A 16,539-nucleotide genomic window follows, 5' to 3' on the forward strand; every position below is an offset into this window, starting at 1 on the left:
GTCGCGCGGATCACGGCAGCGCCTTGCGGGCGGTCGCGAAGCGCGGGCGGTTGTTCAGGTCGGGGTGGTCTGCGGAGTCCGCCCAGCCCCGTTCGTCGGCGAAGATCCACGGCACCTGCCCGCCCTGGGTGTCGGCGTGCTCGATGACGACGATGCCGCCGGGCCGCAGCAGCCGGTGGGCGGTGCGCTCGATCCCGCGGATGGTGTCGAGGCCGTCCTCGCCGGAGAACAGCGCCATCTCGGGGTCGTGGTCCCGGGCCTCGGGGGCCACGTACTCCCACTCGGTGAGCGGGATGTACGGCGGGTTGGAGATGACCAGGTCGACCTGCCCGTCCAGCTCGGGGAGCGCGGTGAGCGCGTCGCCCTGGTGGACGGTGACCCGGGAGCCCTCGGCGTTCTTGCGGGTCCAGCGCAGCGCGTCCTCGGACAGCTCCACGGCGTGCACGCGCGAGCGCGGCACCTCCTGGGCCATGGCGAGCGCGATGGCGCCGGAGCCGGTGCACAGGTCGACGATCAGCGGCTCGACGACGTCCATCGCCCGGACGGCCTGTATGGCCCAGTCCACGACCGACTCGGTCTCGGGCCGGGGTACGAACACCCCGGGTCCGACCTGGAGCTCCAGGTAGCGGAAGAAGGCGCGGCCGGTGATGTGCTGGAGCGGCTCGCGCGCCTCGCGGCGGGCGACGGCCTCCCAGTAGCGGGCGTCGAAGTCCGCGTCCTTGACGTGGTGCAGTTCCCCCCGCTTGACGCCGTGCACGAAGGCGGCGAGCTCCTCCGCGTCGAAACGCGGAGAGGGCACGCCGGCGGCGGCCAGCCGCTGAGTGGCCTGGGCCACCTCGGCAAGCAGCAAGTTCACGCTGGTCCTCCGGGCTGCTGTCGTACGGGGGGTGGTGCGGGAATCAGGCAGGGGTCGGGCAGGGCCGGACGCGGATCAGTGCGCGGCCGCGAGCTTGGCGGCGGAGTCCGTGTCGACGCAGGCCTGGATGACCGAGTCGAGGTCGCCGTCGAGCACCTGGTCCAAGTTGTACGCCTTGAAACCGGTCCGGTGGTCCGAGATCCGGTTTTCCGGGTAGTTGTACGTACGGATCTTCTCGGAGCGGTCCACGCTGCGCACCTGGCTGCGGCGCACGTCGGAGGCCTCCTGCTCGGCGGCTTCCTGCGCGGCGGCCAGCAGGCGCGAGCGCAGGATGCGCATGGCCTGCTCCTTGTTCTGGAGCTGGCTCTTCTCGTTCTGGCAGGAGGCGACCACACCGGTGGGGAGGTGCGTGATGCGCACGGCCGAGTCGGTGGTGTTGACGGACTGGCCGCCGGGGCCGGACGAGCGGTACACGTCGATGCGGAGGTCGTTCATGTTGATCTCGACCTCGACCTCCTCGGCTTCCGGGGTGACGAGCACGCCGGCGGCGGAGGTGTGGATGCGGCCCTGGGACTCGGTGGCCGGAACGCGCTGGACGCGGTGCACGCCGCCCTCGTACTTCAGGCGGGCCCACACGCCCTGGCCGGGCTCGGTCGCGCCGTTGCCGCCCTTGGTGCGGACGGAGACCTGGACGTCCTTGTAGCCGCCGAGCTCGGACTCGGTGGCGTCGATGATCTCGGTCTTCCAGCCCACGCGCTCGGCGTAGCGCAGGTACATGCGCAGCAGGTCGCCCGCGAAGAGGGCGGACTCGTCGCCGCCGGCGCCGGCCTTGACCTCCAGGAGCACGTCCTTGTCGTCGCTGGGGTCGCGCGGGACGAGCAGCAGGCGGAGCTTCTCGGTGAGCTCTTCGCGCTGGGCGCTCAGTTCCTTGACCTCGGCGGCGAAGTCGGGGTCGTCGGCCGCGAACTCCTTGGCCGTCTCGATGTCCTCGGCCGACTGCTTCCAGGCGCGGAAGGTCGCCACGATCGGGGTCAGCTCCGCGTAGCGCTTGTTCAGCTTGCGCGCGTTGGCCTGATCGGAGTGGACCGAAGGGTCGGCGAGCTTCTTCTCAAGATCGGCGTGCTCGCCGACCAGTTCCTCGACCGCCTCGAACATCGGATGCTCCTGTGGTGAAAGTCAAAAATGGGCTGGGTGGGCGACACGACGACAAAGGCGCCGGTCCGGCCGCCCCCGCGTGATCAGGGGGCGGCCGGTGACCGGCGCCTGGGTCGCGCTACTTCTTGGCCGCACCCTTGCCGAAGCGGGCCTCGAAGCGGGCCACGCGGCCACCGGTGTCGAGGATCTTCTGCTTGCCCGTGTAGAACGGGTGGCACTCGGAGCAGACCTCGGCTCGGATGGAGCCCTCGGTCAGGGTGCTACGGGTGGTGAACGACGCGCCACAGGTGCAGCTGACCTGGGTCTCGACGTACTCGGGGTGAACATCGCGCTTCAAGGTGTCTCCTAGATTCGGGAGGGCGCCGGGTCGCAGGAGCCGAATTGCGCACTGCGTGAACCGGGGCCGACAGACCAGTCTGCCAGGACCGGGCCGCCTGTCAAAATTCTGAGGACGCTCCCCTCAACGGGGACGGTCCGGCATCTATTCCTGCCGGGTCCCGGCAGGGAAGCACTACTGGACGATCGAGCCCGCGACGCTCTTGTCCCCGGTCGACTTCTCGGTGGCCTCGGCGGGGATCGGCTGGTCGGCGAGCAGGGCGTCCCAGACCATCTTGGACTCCTTGGCGAGCGGGACGACGCGGTCCTTGTCCCGCGGGTCGTAGACCACCGGGAGGGTGATCATGTGCATGTCTTCGGAGTCGATGCCCTGGAGTCCCTGGGCGAAGCCCATGAGGGACTTCACGTCGCCGAGCGCCTTGTCGGTGGTGAGCGCCTTGGTGGCGGAGTCGGCGAGATCGAGCAGCTTCTTGGGGTTGTCGAACACCCCGATGCCCTTGACCTGCTTGATCAGGGCCTTGATGAAGGCCTGCTGGAGCTGTATTCGGCCCAGGTCGGTGCCGTCGCCGACGCTCTTGCGGGTCCGGACGAGGCCGAGGGCCTGCTCCCCGTTGAGCTTGTGGGGGCCGGGCTGGAGGTCCAGGTGGCTGTCTTTGTCCTTGATCGGCTTGGTCGTGGTGAGCTGGACCCCGCCGAGGTTGTCGATGATCTTCTTGAAGCCGGTGAAGTCGACCTCGAGGTAGTGGTCCATGCGGATGCCCGACATCGTCTCCACGGTCTTCACCGCGCAGGCGGCCCCGCCGATGGTGTAGGCCTCGTTGAACTGCGAGCGGGCGCTGCCGGGGTTCGTCTTGCCCTTGCCGACGGCGCAGGCGGGCCGCGGGGCCATCGTGTCGCGCGGGATCGACACGACGCTCGCCCGCTGGTGGCCCTCGTAGAGGTGGACGATCATCGCGGTGTCGGAGCGGGCGGAGCCGCCGTCGTCCTCGCCGTACTCGCCGTTGGCGCCGCCGCGGGAGTCGGAGCCGAGGACGAGGATGTCCATGGAGCCGTTGTCGATGTTGGCGGGGCGGTCCTTGCCGAGGGCCTGGTCGATGTCGACGGTCTTCAGGTTGCCGTTGAACTTGACGTAGAAGTAGCCGAGGCCCGCACCGCCCAGCAGGACCACTCCGGCGACGGTCCACGCGGCGACGCGCACGCCCTTGCGGCGCTCCGGCGCCTTGCGCCGGCTCCGGCCCCGCCCCACGGCTCGTCGGCCCCGGACCTTGCTGTCCTCGCTCATGCTCTCCTCGGTCCTGCTCCGTATGCCCGCTCGGCAGCCCGCTCGGCCCGCTGTCCTCTCACTCAGACGGACGAGCGCGTTCCAGGGTTCCACGCCGCGGCACGGGGCCGGGACCAGCCCGGCGGACCGCCTGTACCGGGAGCGACGTCCCGTCACGCTGCGCCCACCTGCCTCTCCCGTACGGGGGCCCGGGCGCCCCGTACGGGCCCTTGGACCCCCGCGGATGTGGCGAAGGTCGCACGGTGCGGGAGCCGCCCCAAAACGCGGGACCGCCCCCACCGCGGCTGCGGTGGGGGCGGTCCCGGACGTGCGTGCCTCGCCGGTGGCGGGGGTCAGTCGTCGTTCTTGCCCGCCGGGGTCGTCTTGGCGATCTGCATCAGGAACTCGGCGTTCGACTTCGTCTGCTTCATCTTGTCGAGCAGCAGCTCGATCGCCTGCTGCGAGTCGAGCGCGTGCAGCACCCGGCGCAGCTTCCAGACGATGGCGAGCTCCTCCGCGTTGAGGAGGATCTCCTCCTTGCGGGTGCCCGACGGGTCGACGTCGACGGCCGGGAAGATGCGCTTGTCGGCGAGCTTGCGGTCGAGCTTGAGCTCCATGTTGCCGGTGCCCTTGAACTCCTCGAAGATCACCTCGTCCATGCGCGAGCCGGTGTCGACCAGCGCGGTGGCCAGGATGGTCAGCGAGCCGCCGTCCTCGATGTTGCGCGCGGCACCGAAGAAGCGCTTCGGCGGGTACAGCGCGGTCGAGTCGACACCACCGGACAGGATGCGGCCGGAGGCGGGGGCCGAGAGGTTGTACGCACGGCCCAGACGGGTGATGGAGTCCAGCAGGACGACCACGTCGTGACCCAGCTCGACGAGACGCTTGGCGCGCTCGATGGCCAGCTCGGCGACGGTGGTGTGGTCCTCGGCCGGGCGGTCGAAGGTCGAGGAGATGACCTCGCCCTTGACCGACCGCTGCATGTCGGTGACCTCTTCCGGACGCTCGTCGACCAGGACGACCATCAGGTGGCACTCGGGGTTGTTGACGGTGATCGCGTTGGCGATCGCCTGCATGATCATGGTCTTGCCGGTCTTCGGCGGGGCCACGATCAGGCCTCGCTGGCCCTTGCCGATCGGCGACACGAGGTCGATGATGCGGGTCGTCAGCACACCCGGGTCGGTCTCCAGACGGAGCCGGTCCTGGGGGTACAGCGGGGTCAGCTTCTGGAACTCCGGGCGGCCGCGGCCGGATTCGGGCGCCATGCCGTTGACGGAGTCCAGGCGCACGAGCGCGTTGAACTTCTCGCGGCGCTCGCCGTCCTTGGGCTGGCGGACCGCACCGGTGGTGTGGTCGCCCTTGCGGAGCCCGGCCTTGCGGACCTGGGCGAGGGAGACGTACACGTCGTTCGGGCCGGGCAGGTAGCCCGAGGTCCGGATGAACGCGTAGTTGTCGAGGATGTCGAGGATGCCGGCGACGGGGATCAGTACGTCGTCGTCGGCGACCTGCGGCTCGTTCGGCGCGAACTCGTCGCGGCCGCGACGGCCACGGCGGTCGCGGTAGCGTCCGCGCCGGCCGCGACGGCCGTCCTCGTCGAAGTCGTCCTGCGGGCCGTTGTCCTGACGGTCCTGACGACCCTGCTGGCCCTGGCCCCGGCCGCCCTGCTGCTGACGGTCGGCGCGGTCCTGACGGTCCGCACGGTCCTGACGGCCGCCGGCCTGGCCACCCTGGCCGCCGCCGGCCTGGCCGCCGGCCTGACCGCCCTGCTGCTGGCCCTGCTGGTCGTCCGTCTTGGCACCGCGCTCACGGCGGCCCTGCTGACGGTCACCGCGCTCGGCACGGTCACCGCGCTCGCCACGCTCGCCGCGGTCACGGCGGTCACGGCGGGTGCGGCCCTCGCCGGCCTCCTGCGCCTGGCCCTGGGCCTGGGCGGAGACCGCCGTCGCGGCCTCGGCCTTGGCCTCGGTCTGCGCGGCGGGAGCGGTCTCGGTCTTCTGCTCGACCTGCACGACGGCGGGGGCCGAGGACTCCGGGCTGCCGGAGGGGGCGGTGGCGCGACGGCGGCGACGCTCGCCGACCGGAGCGTCCTCGCTCGCAGGCTGACCGGGGATCTCGATCTGCGCCTGCGCGGCGGGCTTCTCGGCGGGGGCCGCGGCGGCGGCCTCGCCCGTGCGGGCCTTGCTGGTGGCGCGGCGCTTCGGCTTGGTCTCGGCGGCATCGGCGGCGGGGGCCGCGGCCTTGGGGGCGCTGCCGCCCTGCGCCTCCTTGATGACCTCGATCAGCTGGCTCTTGCGCATCCGCGCGGTGCCCCTGATACCGAGGCCCGACGCGACCTGCTGCAGCTCGGCCAGGACCATGCCCTCAAGGCCGGTGCCGGAGCGGCGACGCTTGGGTGCGGCGCCCGCGGCGGGAGCACTGGTGTCGACGTTGGTGTCGGCAGCGCCCATCAGATCGGTGGTGTCGCTCACGAAGGGTCCTTCCCTGGAGCGGACGTCGGCCTGTCTGGCTCGGCGACCGGTTGTGCTGTCCGACGACGGTCTGTGTGTGGACCGTGCCGGGGCGGTGGTCCGCCGATAGATGTACGGCGGAGAGAAACGTGCATGGGTGGTTCCGGCGAGAAGCCCCCGAGCTGGAAGCGTGGGAATGTCACGCCGATTCCGGAGCGTGCTCGAAACTGCTGGCAGCGATCAAAGCAGTCGGGGAGGCTCCCGGAAGAAAGGTGGTCCCGAATGGGGACACTGAGCACCGAGCCATGGCGGCTTCGGATGCGCACTTGAGACTAACACTACCGGATCCAACAGACATTCCCCCTCTCAATCACCGGCAATCGCCCCCTCCGCGGGCCGGCGGCCTGCCCGGCCGCCCGCCCGGTGGGGCCGTGTCGCTAGGACACGGACTGCCCGCCGTGCGTGCCCAGCGGAAGGACGCTCGCGCCCGCGGCGTCGAGTGCGAGCCGGTTGGCCGCCCACCCCTCGCCCGCGAGCCGCGCGACCTTGTCGGCCGCGTCGTTGTCGACCAGCGCGAGGACCGTGGGGCCCGCGCCGGAGATGACCGCGGGGATGCCGTCCGCCCGCAGCCGGCCCACGAGGGCGACGCTCTCGGGCATCGCCGGGGCTCGGTACTCCTGGTGCAGCCGGTCCTCGGTGGCCGGCAGCAGGAACTCGGGACGCCTGGTCATGGCCTCCACGAGCAGGCCGGCCCGGCCCGCGTTCACGGCCGCGTCCACGTGCGGCACGGTGCGCGGCAGCAGGCCTCGCGCGGTCTCGGTCAGGACCGGCTTGGAGGGAACGAAGACCACCGGAACGATGGAATCGGCGGGGTCCATACGGATCGCCTTGGCACTGCCCCCGTCCATCCAGGCCAGGGTGAAGCCGCCGAGCAGGCAGGCGGCGACGTTGTCGGGGTGGCCCTCGATCTCCGTGGCGAGTTCCAGCAGCGCCGCGTCGTCGAGCTTGGCCTCGCCGCCTATGGTCACGGCGCGGGCGGCGACGATGCCGGCGCAGATCGCGGCGGAGGAGGAGCCGAGGCCCCGGCCGTGCGGGATGCGGTTGGCGCAGACGACCTCCAGGCCGCGCGGCTGGCCGCCCAGCAGGTCGAAGGCGGTGCGCATGGAGCGTACGAGGAGGTGGCTCTCGTCCCGCGGGAGGGTGTCGGCGCCCTCACCCGCGATGTCGATGTTCAGGCCGGAGTCGGCTACGCGGACGACCACGTCGTCGTAGAGCCCCAGGGCCAGGCCGAGGGCGTCGAAGCCGGGGCCGAGGTTGGCACTGCTGGCGGGGACGCGCACCCGTACGGCGGCGGCGCGGAACGCTGGACCTGCCATCGGTCGATGACACTCCTTGTGACTGTGCGAGATCTGGTGACGGTGCGGGATCTTCGCTGCGAATGTACTGGAGAACGTACGACACCCGAAGGCCCTCGGGGCAGCACCACGGGTCATATGCGCGGTGGCGGATGTAAGTACAGCGTATCGAAGGAAGGTTCTCTCGCGACATAGGGCGCACAGGAGGCGCACGATGCGTGTCGCGGACTTCCGCTGAATTCCGTTGACTTTTGGTGTCGTACGGGCCGAGTTGCCGGATTCCGGAGGCTTCCGGAATCCGGCAACGAGGCGTCGTGCGGGTGAGCCCGGGGGCTCGGTCAGACCAGGCCGAGACGGATGGCCGCGGCCTCGGCGTCCACCGGAACGGTGACCGGCTGCGGAGCGCCCGCGACCGCCCAGTCGGGGTCCTTGAGGCCATTGCCGGTGACCGTGCAGACGATCGTCTGGCCCGGGTCGACCAGACCGGCTTCGGCGGCCTTGAGCAGGCCCGCCACGGACGCGGCGGAGGCGGGCTCGACGAAGACGCCCTCCTGCGCGGCCAACAGCCGGTAGGCGGACAGGATCTGGCGGTCCGTCACCTCGTCGATGAAGCCGCCCGACTCGTCCCGGGCCTGCAGGGCGTAGTCCCAGGAGGCCGGGTTGCCGATCCGGATCGCGGTGGCGATGGTGTGCGGCTCCTTGACGATCTCTCCGCGCACGATGGGCGCGGAACCGGACGCCTGGAAACCCCACACACGGGGCGTACGGGAGGCCAGGCCGTCGGCCTTGTACTCCTTGAAGCCCTTCCAGTACGCGGTGATGTTGCCGGCGTTGCCGACGGGCAGCACGTGGATGTCGGGGGCGTCGCCGAGCGCGTCGACGATCTCGAACGCGGCCGTCTTCTGGCCCTCGATGCGCACCGGGTTGACCGAATTGACCAGCGCCACCGGGTAGTTGTCGGACAGCGCGCGGGCCAGGTCCAGGCAGTCGTCGAAGTTGCCGTCGACCTGCAGGATCTTGGCGCCGTGGATCAGCGCCTGGCCCATCTTGCCGAGCGCGATCTTGCCGCGGGGCACGAGGACGGCGGACACCATGCCGGCGCGCACCGCGTACGCGGCGGCGGAGGCGGAGGTGTTGCCCGTGGAGGCGCAGATGACGGCCTTGGCGCCGTCCTCCTTGGCCTTGGTGATCGCCATGGTCATGCCGCGGTCCTTGAAGGACCCGGTGGGGTTGGCCCCCTCCACCTTGAGGTGGACCTCGCAGCCGGTGCGCTCGGAGAGCACCTGCGCGGGGACGAGGGGAGTGCCGCCCTCGCGGAGCGTGACCACGGGAGTCTTGTCCGTCACCGGCAGGCGGTCCCGGTACTCCTCGATGATGCCGCGCCACTGGTGGGTGCGATTGCTGCTCATGGGTCCTTACTCCCCTTCAACACGCATGATGCTGGCGACACCGCGCACGGTGTCCAGCTTCCGCAGTGCCTCGACGGTCCCGGAGAGGGCGGCGTCGGGCGCGCGGTGGGTGACGACGACGAGGGAGGCCTCGCCGTCCTTCCCCTGCTGGCGGACGGTGTCGATGGAGACACCGTGCTCCGCGAAGGTGGTCGCCACCTGGGCGAGGACGCCCGGCTTGTCCGCCACATCGAGGCTGATGTGGTAGCGGGTGACGACATCCCCCATGGGGCTGACCGGCAGCTGGGTGTACGCCGACTCGCCGGGCCCCGTTGCCTCGGCGAGCTTGTTACGGCAGACCGCGACGAGGTCGCCGAGGACCGCGGACGCGGTCGGCGAGCCGCCCGCGCCGGGCCCGTAGAACATGAGGCGCCCGGCGGCCTCCGCCTCGACGAAGACGGCGTTGTACGCCTCGCGGACGGAGGCGAGCGGGTGGGTGAGCGGGATCATCGCCGGGTGCACGCGGGCGGTGACGGACTCGCCGTCGGCGGCGCGCTCGAGGATCGCCAGGAGCTTGATGGTGCAGCCCATCCGCTTGGCGGAGGCGAAGTCGGAGGCGCTGACCTCGGTCATGCCCTCGCGGTAGACGTCGTCGAGGCGGACCCGGGTGTGGAAAGCGATGCCGGCCAGGATCGCGGCCTTGGCGGCGGCGTCGTAGCCCTCGACGTCGGCGGTGGGGTCGGCCTCGGCGTACCCGAGGGCGGTGGCCTCGTCCAGGGCCTCCTGGTAGCCGGCGCCGGTCGAGTCCATCTTGTCGAGGATGAAGTTCGTCGTGCCGTTGACGATGCCCATCACCCGGTTGATCTTGTCGCCGGCGAGGGACTCGCGCATCGGGCGGACCAGCGGGATGGCGCCGGCGACGGCGGCCTCGTAGTACAGGTCCAGCCCGTGCTGCTCGGCGGCGGCGTGCAGCGCGGCGCCGTCCTGGGCGAGGAGCGCCTTGTTGGCGGAGACGACGGAGGCGCCGTTCTCGAAGGCGGTGGTGATCAGGGTGCGGGCGGGCTCGATCCCGCCGATGACCTCGATGACGACGTCGATGTCGCCCCGTTTGAGGAGGGCGGTGGCATCGGTGGTGACCAGCGCCGGATCGATGCCCTCACGGACCTTGGAGGGCCGCCGGACCGCGACGCCGGCGAGCTCGACCGGGGCGCCGATCCTGGCCGTCAGATCATCGGCGTGCGTCGTCATGATGCGCGCCACCTCTGAGCCGACCACTCCACAGCCCAGCAGCGCCACCTTCAGCGGACGCGTACGCATCATTCGACCTACGCCTTTCGATCTTTCTTCGCTCCCCGGCGCGCGGTTTGCGCGTCAGGTGTGAACCAGTCTCACTCAATGGACATGAGTTTCCATCCTCGGTCCATTGAGTGAGACACCTATTTTGAGGGGCGGATGCCCTGTCCCAGCAATATGGGAATCATCCGAGGTCGAGACGCAGGAGATCTTCCTCCGTCTCGCGGCGGACGATCACCCGCGCCTGCCCGTCGCGCACGGCGACGACGGGCGGGCGGAGCGCGTGGTTGTAGTTGCTGGCCATGGAGCGGCAGTACGCCCCGGTGGCCGGTACGGCGAGGAGGTCGCCCGGCGCCAGGTCGGCGGGCAGGAAGGCGTCCTTCACCACGATGTCACCGCTCTCGCAGTGCTTCCCGACGACGCGGACGAGCATCGGCTCGGCGTCGGAGACGCGGGAGACGAGGGTGACCGCGTACTCGGCGTCGTAGAGGGCCGTACGGATGTTGTCGGACATGCCCCCGTCGACGGAGACGTAGGTCCGCAGGCCTTCGAGGGGCTTGATCGTGCCGACCTCGTAGAGGGTGAAGGCGGTGGGCCCGACGATGGCGCGGCCGGGCTCCACGGAGATGCGGGGCGCCTTGAGGCCGGCGCCCTCGCACTCGCGGGCGACGATCTCGGTGAGGGCCTTGGCGATCTCGTGGGGCTCGCGCGGGTCGTCGGCGGAGGTGTAGGCGATGCCGAGGCCGCCGCCGAGGTCGATCTCGGGGAGTTCGACGCCGTGCTCGTCGCGGACGGCGGCCAGCAGCTGGATCACCCGCTTGGCGGACACCTCGAAGCCGGCCATGTCGAAGATCTGCGAGCCGATGTGGGAGTGGACGCCGAGGAGGTCGAGGCTGTCGTGCCCGAGGGCGCGGCGCACGGCCTCGGCGGCGGAGCCGTCGGCGACGGCGATGCCGAACTTCTGGTCCTCGTGGGCGGTCGCGATGAACTCGTGCGTGTGCGCCTCGACGCCGACGGTGACGCGGATCTGCACGGGCTGGCGCACGCCGAGCTCGCGGGCGACGTGCGCGACGCGGGCGATCTCCTGGAAGGAGTCCAGCACGATCCGTCCGACGCCGGCCTCGACGGCCCGGCGGATCTCGGCCCCGGACTTGTTGTTGCCGTGGAAGGCGATCCGGTCGGCGGGCATCCCGGCGGCGAGGGCGGTGGCGAGCTCGCCGCCGGAGCACACGTCCAGGTTCAGCCCCTCCTCCTTCAGCCACTTCACGACGGCCTTGGAGAGGAACGCCTTGCCGGCGTAGAAGACGTCGGCGTCCTTGCCGAAGGCGTGCGCCCAGGCGCGGCAGCGGGCCCGGAAGTCCTCCTCGTCGAGGAAGTAGGCGGGGGTCCCGAACTCCTCCGCGAGCCGGGTCACTTCGATCCCGCCCACACTGACGACGCCGTCGTCGCCCCGCGTGACCGTCCGGGACCAGACCTTCTCGTCGAGGACGTTGAGGTCGTCGGCGGGCGGGGCGTAGTGGCCCTCGGGCAGGACGTCGGCGTGGCGGGGTCCGGCGGGGTGCGCGGAACGGCTCATCGGTATCTCTCTTCGCGTTTCACAGGAAGTCGGGTGCGTCTATGCCGAGCAGGGCGAGGCCACCGGCCAGCACCGTCCCGGCGGCTTCGGCGAGAGCCAGCCGGGCACGGTGGGCGGCCGAGGGTTTCTCGTCCCCCTGGGGCAGCACGTGGTGCTGGAAGTCGAGGAGCGCGTCGGCCACGGCGACGAGGTGCCGCACGAGGCGCTCGGGCGCCCGGTGGTGCGCGGCCGCCTCGAGGACGAGGGGATGGTCGGCCAGGAGCCGCAGCAGCGGCTCCTCCCCCACCTCCGCGGGGCCGGCGCGGAACCCGAGCAGCTCGGCGTTGCGGGTGAGGGCCCGGCAGCGGGAGTGGGCGTAGCGCACACGGAAGTACTCGCTGGACTCGTCCTGCGCGAGGAGGCCCGGCGTGAAGGCGGGCGTCTCGCGGGCGGGCACGGCGAGCACGGCCCAGGTGGCCGCACCGGCCCCGTACACGGCGACGACGTCCCCGTCCCGCTGCGCGACGGGCGCGATGCGCGGCTGCTCGCCGGCGTTGTCCGTCCCCTGGGTCCAGAGGATGCGGGTGACGGCCTCGCGCACGGCCCGCTCGCGGAAGCCGGGTGCCGGCTCGGCGTAGCCGTAGCGGGGGCCGAGGCGGAGCACGTCGCCGACGAGGGCGGCGGCGGGCAGCGGCATCAGCGTGAAGTTCAGGAATCCGGGTCCGGTGACGTCCACACGGGTGATCCCGGCCTCACCGCCGAGCCGCCGCGCGAGCACACGGGCGACGTCCCCGGGTGTGCCCTGACCGCCCTTCGCGAGCTGGAAGGCGACGGGTGTGGCGTACTCCCCCACCCCTCCGGGACGCGTCCGCTCGACGACGACGCGCGCCGGGACCGGCCCGGCCAGTTCCCCGTCCTCGACGGCACGGCGCACGGCGTGTACGACGGCACGAGAGAGGTCGACGGGGATCACGGCACCCAGCGTAGGCGAGAAGGCCGATACGCATGCATCGGGTTTCGCCATGTGAACAGCCCGCCACCACAGCGGTCGGCGGCCCCCTCACCCGCCTCCCCTAAACACCCCTCCGCACAGGGGCGCTCTTCCGCTCCCGCCGGTCCTTGCGCTCGACGAGCCTGCGCACGACCCGCACGAGCTCGGCGGGCTCGAAGGGCTTCGCGACGAACGCGTCCACCCCGGCGGCGATCCCCGCCTCGACCTCGTGCTGCGTACAGGCGCTGACGATGGCGACGGGCAGATGCCGCGTCCGCGGATCGGCCCGCAACTGCGCGGCGGCCCCGAACCCGTCCAGCCGGGGCATGACCACATCAAGGGTGATGGCGTCCGGACACACGCGGTGGACGATGTCCAGACACTCGGCACCATCGTTCGCGGTCACGACCTCGAAGCCCTCCAGCTCGAGATTGACCTTGATCAGCTGCCGGATGACCTTGTTGTCGTCGACAACAAGCACCCGGCCCGAGGCGCCTGGCACAACTCGAGAGTAGGTCGCCCTAAGCCCCCGCGTCCGGGTTTTCGCCACTTCCACCCCCTGCGGGCGACCGACCTCCCCCTCCCGCCCAAATCGGTTCCTGATCACCCACCGGAAGCTGGTAGTGTTCAACCCGTCGCCGCAACGCGGACGACACGCCCCCGTAGCTCAGGGGATAGAGCAACGGCCTCCGGAGCCGTGTGCGCAGGTTCGAATCCTGCCGGGGGCACTTCACAGGAAGTGCCCAAGACCCCGCCATCAGCGGCAACGCTGAGACGGGGTCTTCGCGTATGTGCAGCCAACTGCCGCCGTACGCAGCCCTATGTCAGGACCTGTGGACTATTCGTGGACAGGATCTTGGCGCATCGGCCCAGGTCAGCGGTAGAAACGCGGAAGGCCCCCGGACAGGTCCAGGGGCCTCGCAGGCTATCGCCAGTCACTCGCGATCACTCGTACTCGCGCAGCAGATCTTCGATCCTCCGGTTGGCCACCTCCTGGCGGCCGTCGAGGCACTTCGCGTACCGACTGAGCAGCACCTCCACGCTGTTGCCCGCGCGCTCGGCGACCTCGGTCGGGTCGACTCCGGCGTTGAGCCACGTGGAGAGCGCCGAGTGCCGGAGGTCGTAGGGCCGACTCGCCAGCGGTGAGGCGGCCGTGGCCGGCGGCAGGGCCAGGAGCCGGGCCTCCTGCCACGCCCGGTAGTAGGTGGAGGAGGAGACCACTCCCCCGGCCTCGCTGAAGAACAGCCGGCCGTCCTTGGCGGTCCCGAAGGTGTCGAGGTGCTCGCGGAGGATCACCACGAGCTGCGGAGGGATCGGCACCCGGCGCACGTCCTCCATGGGACGGTTCTTCAGCCCGCGGTCGTCGTGGCTCTCCCCCGAGTCGGTCCACTGCTTGCCCACGCTCGGCCTGGTCCGGTGGAGCAGGGCCGTGCCCCACCCGGAGCCCGGCAGCGTCAGATCCGACTCAGCCAGCCCCACGACCTCGGCCGGCCGAAAGCCCCCGAAGTACATCCCGGCGAAGAGCCCCACCAGGCGACGGCCCCGGGCCCGGCGGTAGCCCCCGACGTAGGAGACGGCGTGCAGGAGCGACCGGGCTTGCTCGGGGTTGGCCACCACCCGGGGATCGACCTCGTTCGACACCTTGGGCTTCTGCCAGCGAACAGCGGCGAGGGGGTTCTCCTTGAACTCGCCGAGGTCCACCTCGTAGTGGAGGGCGTTGACCAGAGTGCGGCGCTTCCGTCGAACGGTCTCGGCAGCCGCCGCGGTCCCATCCAGTTTGATCTTCAGGGAATCGAGTACAGCTCGACCCAGAGCCGTATCGGTGAGGTCGGACAGCGGGCGGGAAGCCTTGGAAACCCAGTGCAGGACATTCCCGATCTCCGAAGGGAGTTCCCTGTCGTCCGGACCCGGCAGAACGAAAGCCCACTTCCGAAGAGCTTTCCGAAGTTCGGCATCCGCTGGCCGACCCGGGCGCTCAGCCAGCAGGGCCATCGTGATCGAGGTCAGGGCTTCGTTGACCCCGTCCCTGGTGTTGGGCGCCGCGTGCGGCCACTTCATCGCAAGGTACTTGAGCGCGAAGGCGTACCAGCTCAGCGTCGCTTTCTGTTCTGCCATCGACGCGGGCAGGCCCGATTCCGTGTCGAACTCCTCGCCGTCGCGGGCCGCGCGCATCAGCTTGGATCGGAAGTTGTCGGCGAGCCCCTTCGTCCTGAACGACTCGGGGAAGACATTGCCGGCCACGGACCAGCGCACGTCGCAGGAAGGCCGCTTGGTGTCGCGCTTACGAACACTCCAGATCTTGACGTCCAACGACTTCATGCCGCCGCACCCTCCCTTTCCCGCAGCCACGCAAGAAAGTCACTCCGCCAGAACCGCAGTTCACCGTTCGGAAGCGTGAGTGCCTGCGGGGCCTTTCCGAGCTCCCGTCAGCGGTAGAAGGTGCGCCGCGAAATCCCCTTCAGCTCGGAAAGGATCTCCGCAGTGGTCATCAGCTCGTCTTTCACGCAACCTCTCCTTCCAAGTCGCGTAGGGCTTCCCGCGCCGTTTCGCGGTTGAGCTGGATGTCTCGGCGGATGTTGGCGGCGAGCCAGGACTCGCCGGGGGTGGAGCCGTGGCCGGCGTAGGACCAGTGGGCGACGACGAGGAGGGTTGCCTCCGGGTGGTCGTCGGGGTCGGGTAGGCCGAGCGAGGCGCGTTGCTGGGCGGCTCGGTAGTCGGCGCGGACCTGGCGTAAGGCGCCCAGGGTGGTCGAGTAGCGACGGGACTTGGTCGAGAAGTGCCCGCGGAAGCCGAGCATGTGCGCCCAAGCCCGCAGGCGCCGGTCCGGGTAGGCCCGGTCGAGGTCCATGCAGGCTTCCATGAGCCGTCGGGGGTGGTCGGGCACGCCGAGGAGGACGAGCGCTTCCTTGTTGCCCACCGGGTGGTCCACGGTGCCGGTCGTCTCGGCGGCCTTGGTGGCGTACTTGGCGACGTAGGAGGCAACGGCCTGCTCGGTCAGCTCTTCCCCGTCCCCGAAGGCGCCGATGGGCTGGACGTCGAGCTGATCGCCCCACAAGAGCACCCAGTCGTTCTCGAACCCGCGCTCCGGATTGGCCGGCACGACGACCCGGACGCGAGTGGCGGCGGCACGGATGGCGTCGGTGAGCAGATCGAGGGTGGCCCACGCGGGAGGCGGGGTGTCAGGGCCCTTCGGTCCGTCGAAGCGGACCACGGCGTGAAAGTGGACGGCCCCGCGCTTCTGGTACTCCGCGACCTTGCCGAAGGAGACGCGGGACTGCTCGCGAGCGGCCTTCTGCGTCAGGCCGGCGCGACGGGCGACTTCCCGGCGGAGGTAGATCGTGAAGTAGCGCCAGAGCTCGGAGGCGTGGTTGTTCCAGAGCACCGCGCCCGCGTAGTCGTACGTGTCGGGGTCGAGCGGGGTGCCGAGTTCGGGCGCGTCCTCGGGGTGGCGGAGGCCGCAGCGGCACGGGCGGGGGCCGGGGCGGTTGTGGACAGGGCCGAAGGACGGGGCGGTGAGGGTGGCGAAGACGCGGGGGTGGTCGCGGATCGTCTCGGGGGTGCCCTTGGCCCGGTCGCCGACGAGTCCGGCGCGGATCAGGTGGTAGGTGTCGCCGGCGTACGTCCAGGCGCAGGCGCAGGCGGGGCATCGGGAGGCCCGGCGGTTGCCGCAGGCGACGCGGAGGACGCCACCGGGTTCAGCGTCGGTGTTGTACGCGTGGAGCACGGTCCGGGTGGCCGGGTCGAGGGTCTTCGTGCCGCCGCTGAGCCGGATCGGGGCGGCGCATCCCCCGGTGCGGCGGATCTGCTCGTGAAGGCGGTCGAAGCCGGGGGCCCCGGCCACCCGGAGCAGATCGCTCAGGGTGGCCGGGTCCAGGCCCGCCGCAGTGGCGGTGTCGGTCACG

Annotated in this window: 13 protein-coding genes, 1 tRNA gene and 1 pseudogene; 1 reads left to right on the top strand and 14 read right to left on the bottom strand. The window is 70.8% G+C overall.

All coding sequences use genetic code 11. The features are described 5' to 3' along the window. Positions 1 to 10 precede the first annotated feature (10 nt). From prmC to OOK31_RS10740, 11 genes are all read right to left on the bottom strand, one after another. Positions 11 to 856, bottom strand: coding sequence for a peptide chain release factor N(5)-glutamine methyltransferase (gene prmC / locus OOK31_RS10690; RefSeq protein WP_267012197.1), 846 nt, complete (start codon positions 854 to 856; stop codon positions 11 to 13). 75 nt (positions 857 to 931) lie between these two features. Further along, the gene (gene prfA / locus OOK31_RS10695) at positions 932 to 2,011 is read right to left on the bottom strand and encodes a peptide chain release factor 1 (protein ID WP_267012198.1); all 1,080 of its coding nucleotides are present in this window, start codon (positions 2,009 to 2,011) and stop codon (positions 932 to 934) included. Positions 2,012 to 2,129: 118 nt separating this feature from the next. Beyond that, positions 2,130 to 2,348 (bottom strand): 50S ribosomal protein L31, encoded by a 219-nt coding sequence (rpmE, locus tag OOK31_RS10700; protein WP_030708126.1) that lies wholly within the window; start codon positions 2,346 to 2,348, stop codon positions 2,130 to 2,132. A gap of 174 nt (positions 2,349 to 2,522) precedes the next feature. Next, on the bottom strand, positions 2,523 to 3,629 hold the full coding sequence (locus tag OOK31_RS10705) for an LCP family protein (RefSeq protein WP_267012199.1): 1,107 nt from the start codon (positions 3,627 to 3,629) through the stop codon (positions 2,523 to 2,525). A gap of 332 nt (positions 3,630 to 3,961) precedes the next feature. Further along, complete coding sequence (gene rho / locus OOK31_RS10710; protein WP_267012200.1) at positions 3,962 to 6,076, bottom strand: transcription termination factor Rho; 2,115 nt, start codon at positions 6,074 to 6,076, stop codon at positions 3,962 to 3,964. 416 nt (positions 6,077 to 6,492) lie between these two features. Continuing rightward, positions 6,493 to 7,431, bottom strand: a complete 939-nt coding sequence (gene thrB, locus OOK31_RS10715) for a homoserine kinase (protein WP_267012201.1) — start codon at positions 7,429 to 7,431, stop codon at positions 6,493 to 6,495. A gap of 317 nt (positions 7,432 to 7,748) precedes the next feature. Then, positions 7,749 to 8,819 carry a threonine synthase gene (gene thrC / locus OOK31_RS10720; RefSeq protein WP_267012202.1) on the bottom strand — a complete coding sequence of 357 codons (1,071 nt, stop codon included), beginning with the start codon at positions 8,817 to 8,819 and terminating at the stop codon, positions 7,749 to 7,751. 6 nt (positions 8,820 to 8,825) lie between these two features. Next, a complete protein-coding gene (locus OOK31_RS10725; protein WP_267012842.1) occupies positions 8,826 to 10,115 on the bottom strand; it encodes a homoserine dehydrogenase in 1,290 nt (429 codons plus the stop codon). A gap of 160 nt (positions 10,116 to 10,275) precedes the next feature. Then, entirely contained in the window at positions 10,276 to 11,667 is a 1,392-nt protein-coding gene (gene lysA / locus OOK31_RS10730; protein WP_267012203.1) for a diaminopimelate decarboxylase, read from the bottom strand. 19 nt (positions 11,668 to 11,686) lie between these two features. Next, on the bottom strand, positions 11,687 to 12,619 hold the full coding sequence (gene nrtL / locus OOK31_RS10735) for an ArgS-related anticodon-binding protein NrtL (RefSeq protein ID WP_267012204.1): 933 nt from the start codon (positions 12,617 to 12,619) through the stop codon (positions 11,687 to 11,689). A 100-nt stretch (positions 12,620 to 12,719) separates the two neighbouring features. Beyond that, positions 12,720 to 13,187 carry a response regulator gene (locus OOK31_RS10740; RefSeq protein WP_267012843.1) on the bottom strand — a complete coding sequence of 156 codons (468 nt, stop codon included), beginning with the start codon at positions 13,185 to 13,187 and terminating at the stop codon, positions 12,720 to 12,722. A gap of 106 nt (positions 13,188 to 13,293) precedes the next feature. Between OOK31_RS10740 and OOK31_RS10745 the strand changes: the two genes are divergently transcribed. Next, positions 13,294 to 13,365, top strand: a tRNA-Arg gene (locus OOK31_RS10745). 217 nt (positions 13,366 to 13,582) lie between these two features. Here the strand turns inward: OOK31_RS10745 and OOK31_RS10750 are convergent. The 3 genes and pseudogenes from OOK31_RS10750 to repSA all read right to left on the bottom strand — a co-directional run bounded on the left by OOK31_RS10750 (position 13,583) and on the right by repSA (position 16,538). Continuing rightward, on the bottom strand, positions 13,583 to 14,956 hold the full coding sequence (locus tag OOK31_RS10750; protein ID WP_267012205.1) for a tyrosine-type recombinase/integrase: 1,374 nt from the start codon (positions 14,954 to 14,956) through the stop codon (positions 13,583 to 13,585). Continuing rightward, positions 14,953 to 15,126 (bottom strand): annotated as a pseudogene (locus tag OOK31_RS10755) (helix-turn-helix transcriptional regulator). Before OOK31_RS10755 ends, OOK31_RS10750 begins: the two are co-directional and overlap by 4 nt. An 11-nt stretch (positions 15,127 to 15,137) precedes the next feature. Continuing rightward, entirely contained in the window at positions 15,138 to 16,538 is a 1,401-nt protein-coding gene (gene repSA / locus OOK31_RS10760) for a replication initiator protein RepSA (RefSeq protein ID WP_267012206.1), read from the bottom strand. Position 16,539: the final 1 nt, after the last annotated feature.

This window comes from Streptomyces sp. NBC_00249 (genome assembly GCF_026342355.1).
Lineage (GTDB): Bacteria > Actinomycetota > Actinomycetes > Streptomycetales > Streptomycetaceae > Streptomyces.

What these genes read in the sequence shown, in the direction of transcription:
- prfA (WP_267012198.1), bottom strand. Translation starts at nt 2,011, where the DNA reads ATGTTCGAGGCGGTCGAGGAACTGGTCGGCGAGCACGCCGATCTTGAG.
- OOK31_RS10705 (WP_267012199.1), bottom strand. Translation starts at nt 3,629, where the DNA reads ATGAGCGAGGACAGCAAGGTCCGGGGCCGACGAGCCGTGGGGCGGGGC.
- thrB (WP_267012201.1), bottom strand. Translation starts at nt 7,431, where the DNA reads ATGGCAGGTCCAGCGTTCCGCGCCGCCGCCGTACGGGTGCGCGTCCCC.
- thrC (WP_267012202.1), bottom strand. Translation starts at nt 8,819, where the DNA reads ATGAGCAGCAATCGCACCCACCAGTGGCGCGGCATCATCGAGGAGTAC.
- OOK31_RS10725 (WP_267012842.1), bottom strand. Translation starts at nt 10,115, where the DNA reads ATGCGTACGCGTCCGCTGAAGGTGGCGCTGCTGGGCTGTGGAGTGGTC.
- lysA (WP_267012203.1), bottom strand. Translation starts at nt 11,667, where the DNA reads ATGAGCCGTTCCGCGCACCCCGCCGGACCCCGCCACGCCGACGTCCTG.
- OOK31_RS10750 (WP_267012205.1), bottom strand. Translation starts at nt 14,956, where the DNA reads ATGAAGTCGTTGGACGTCAAGATCTGGAGTGTTCGTAAGCGCGACACC.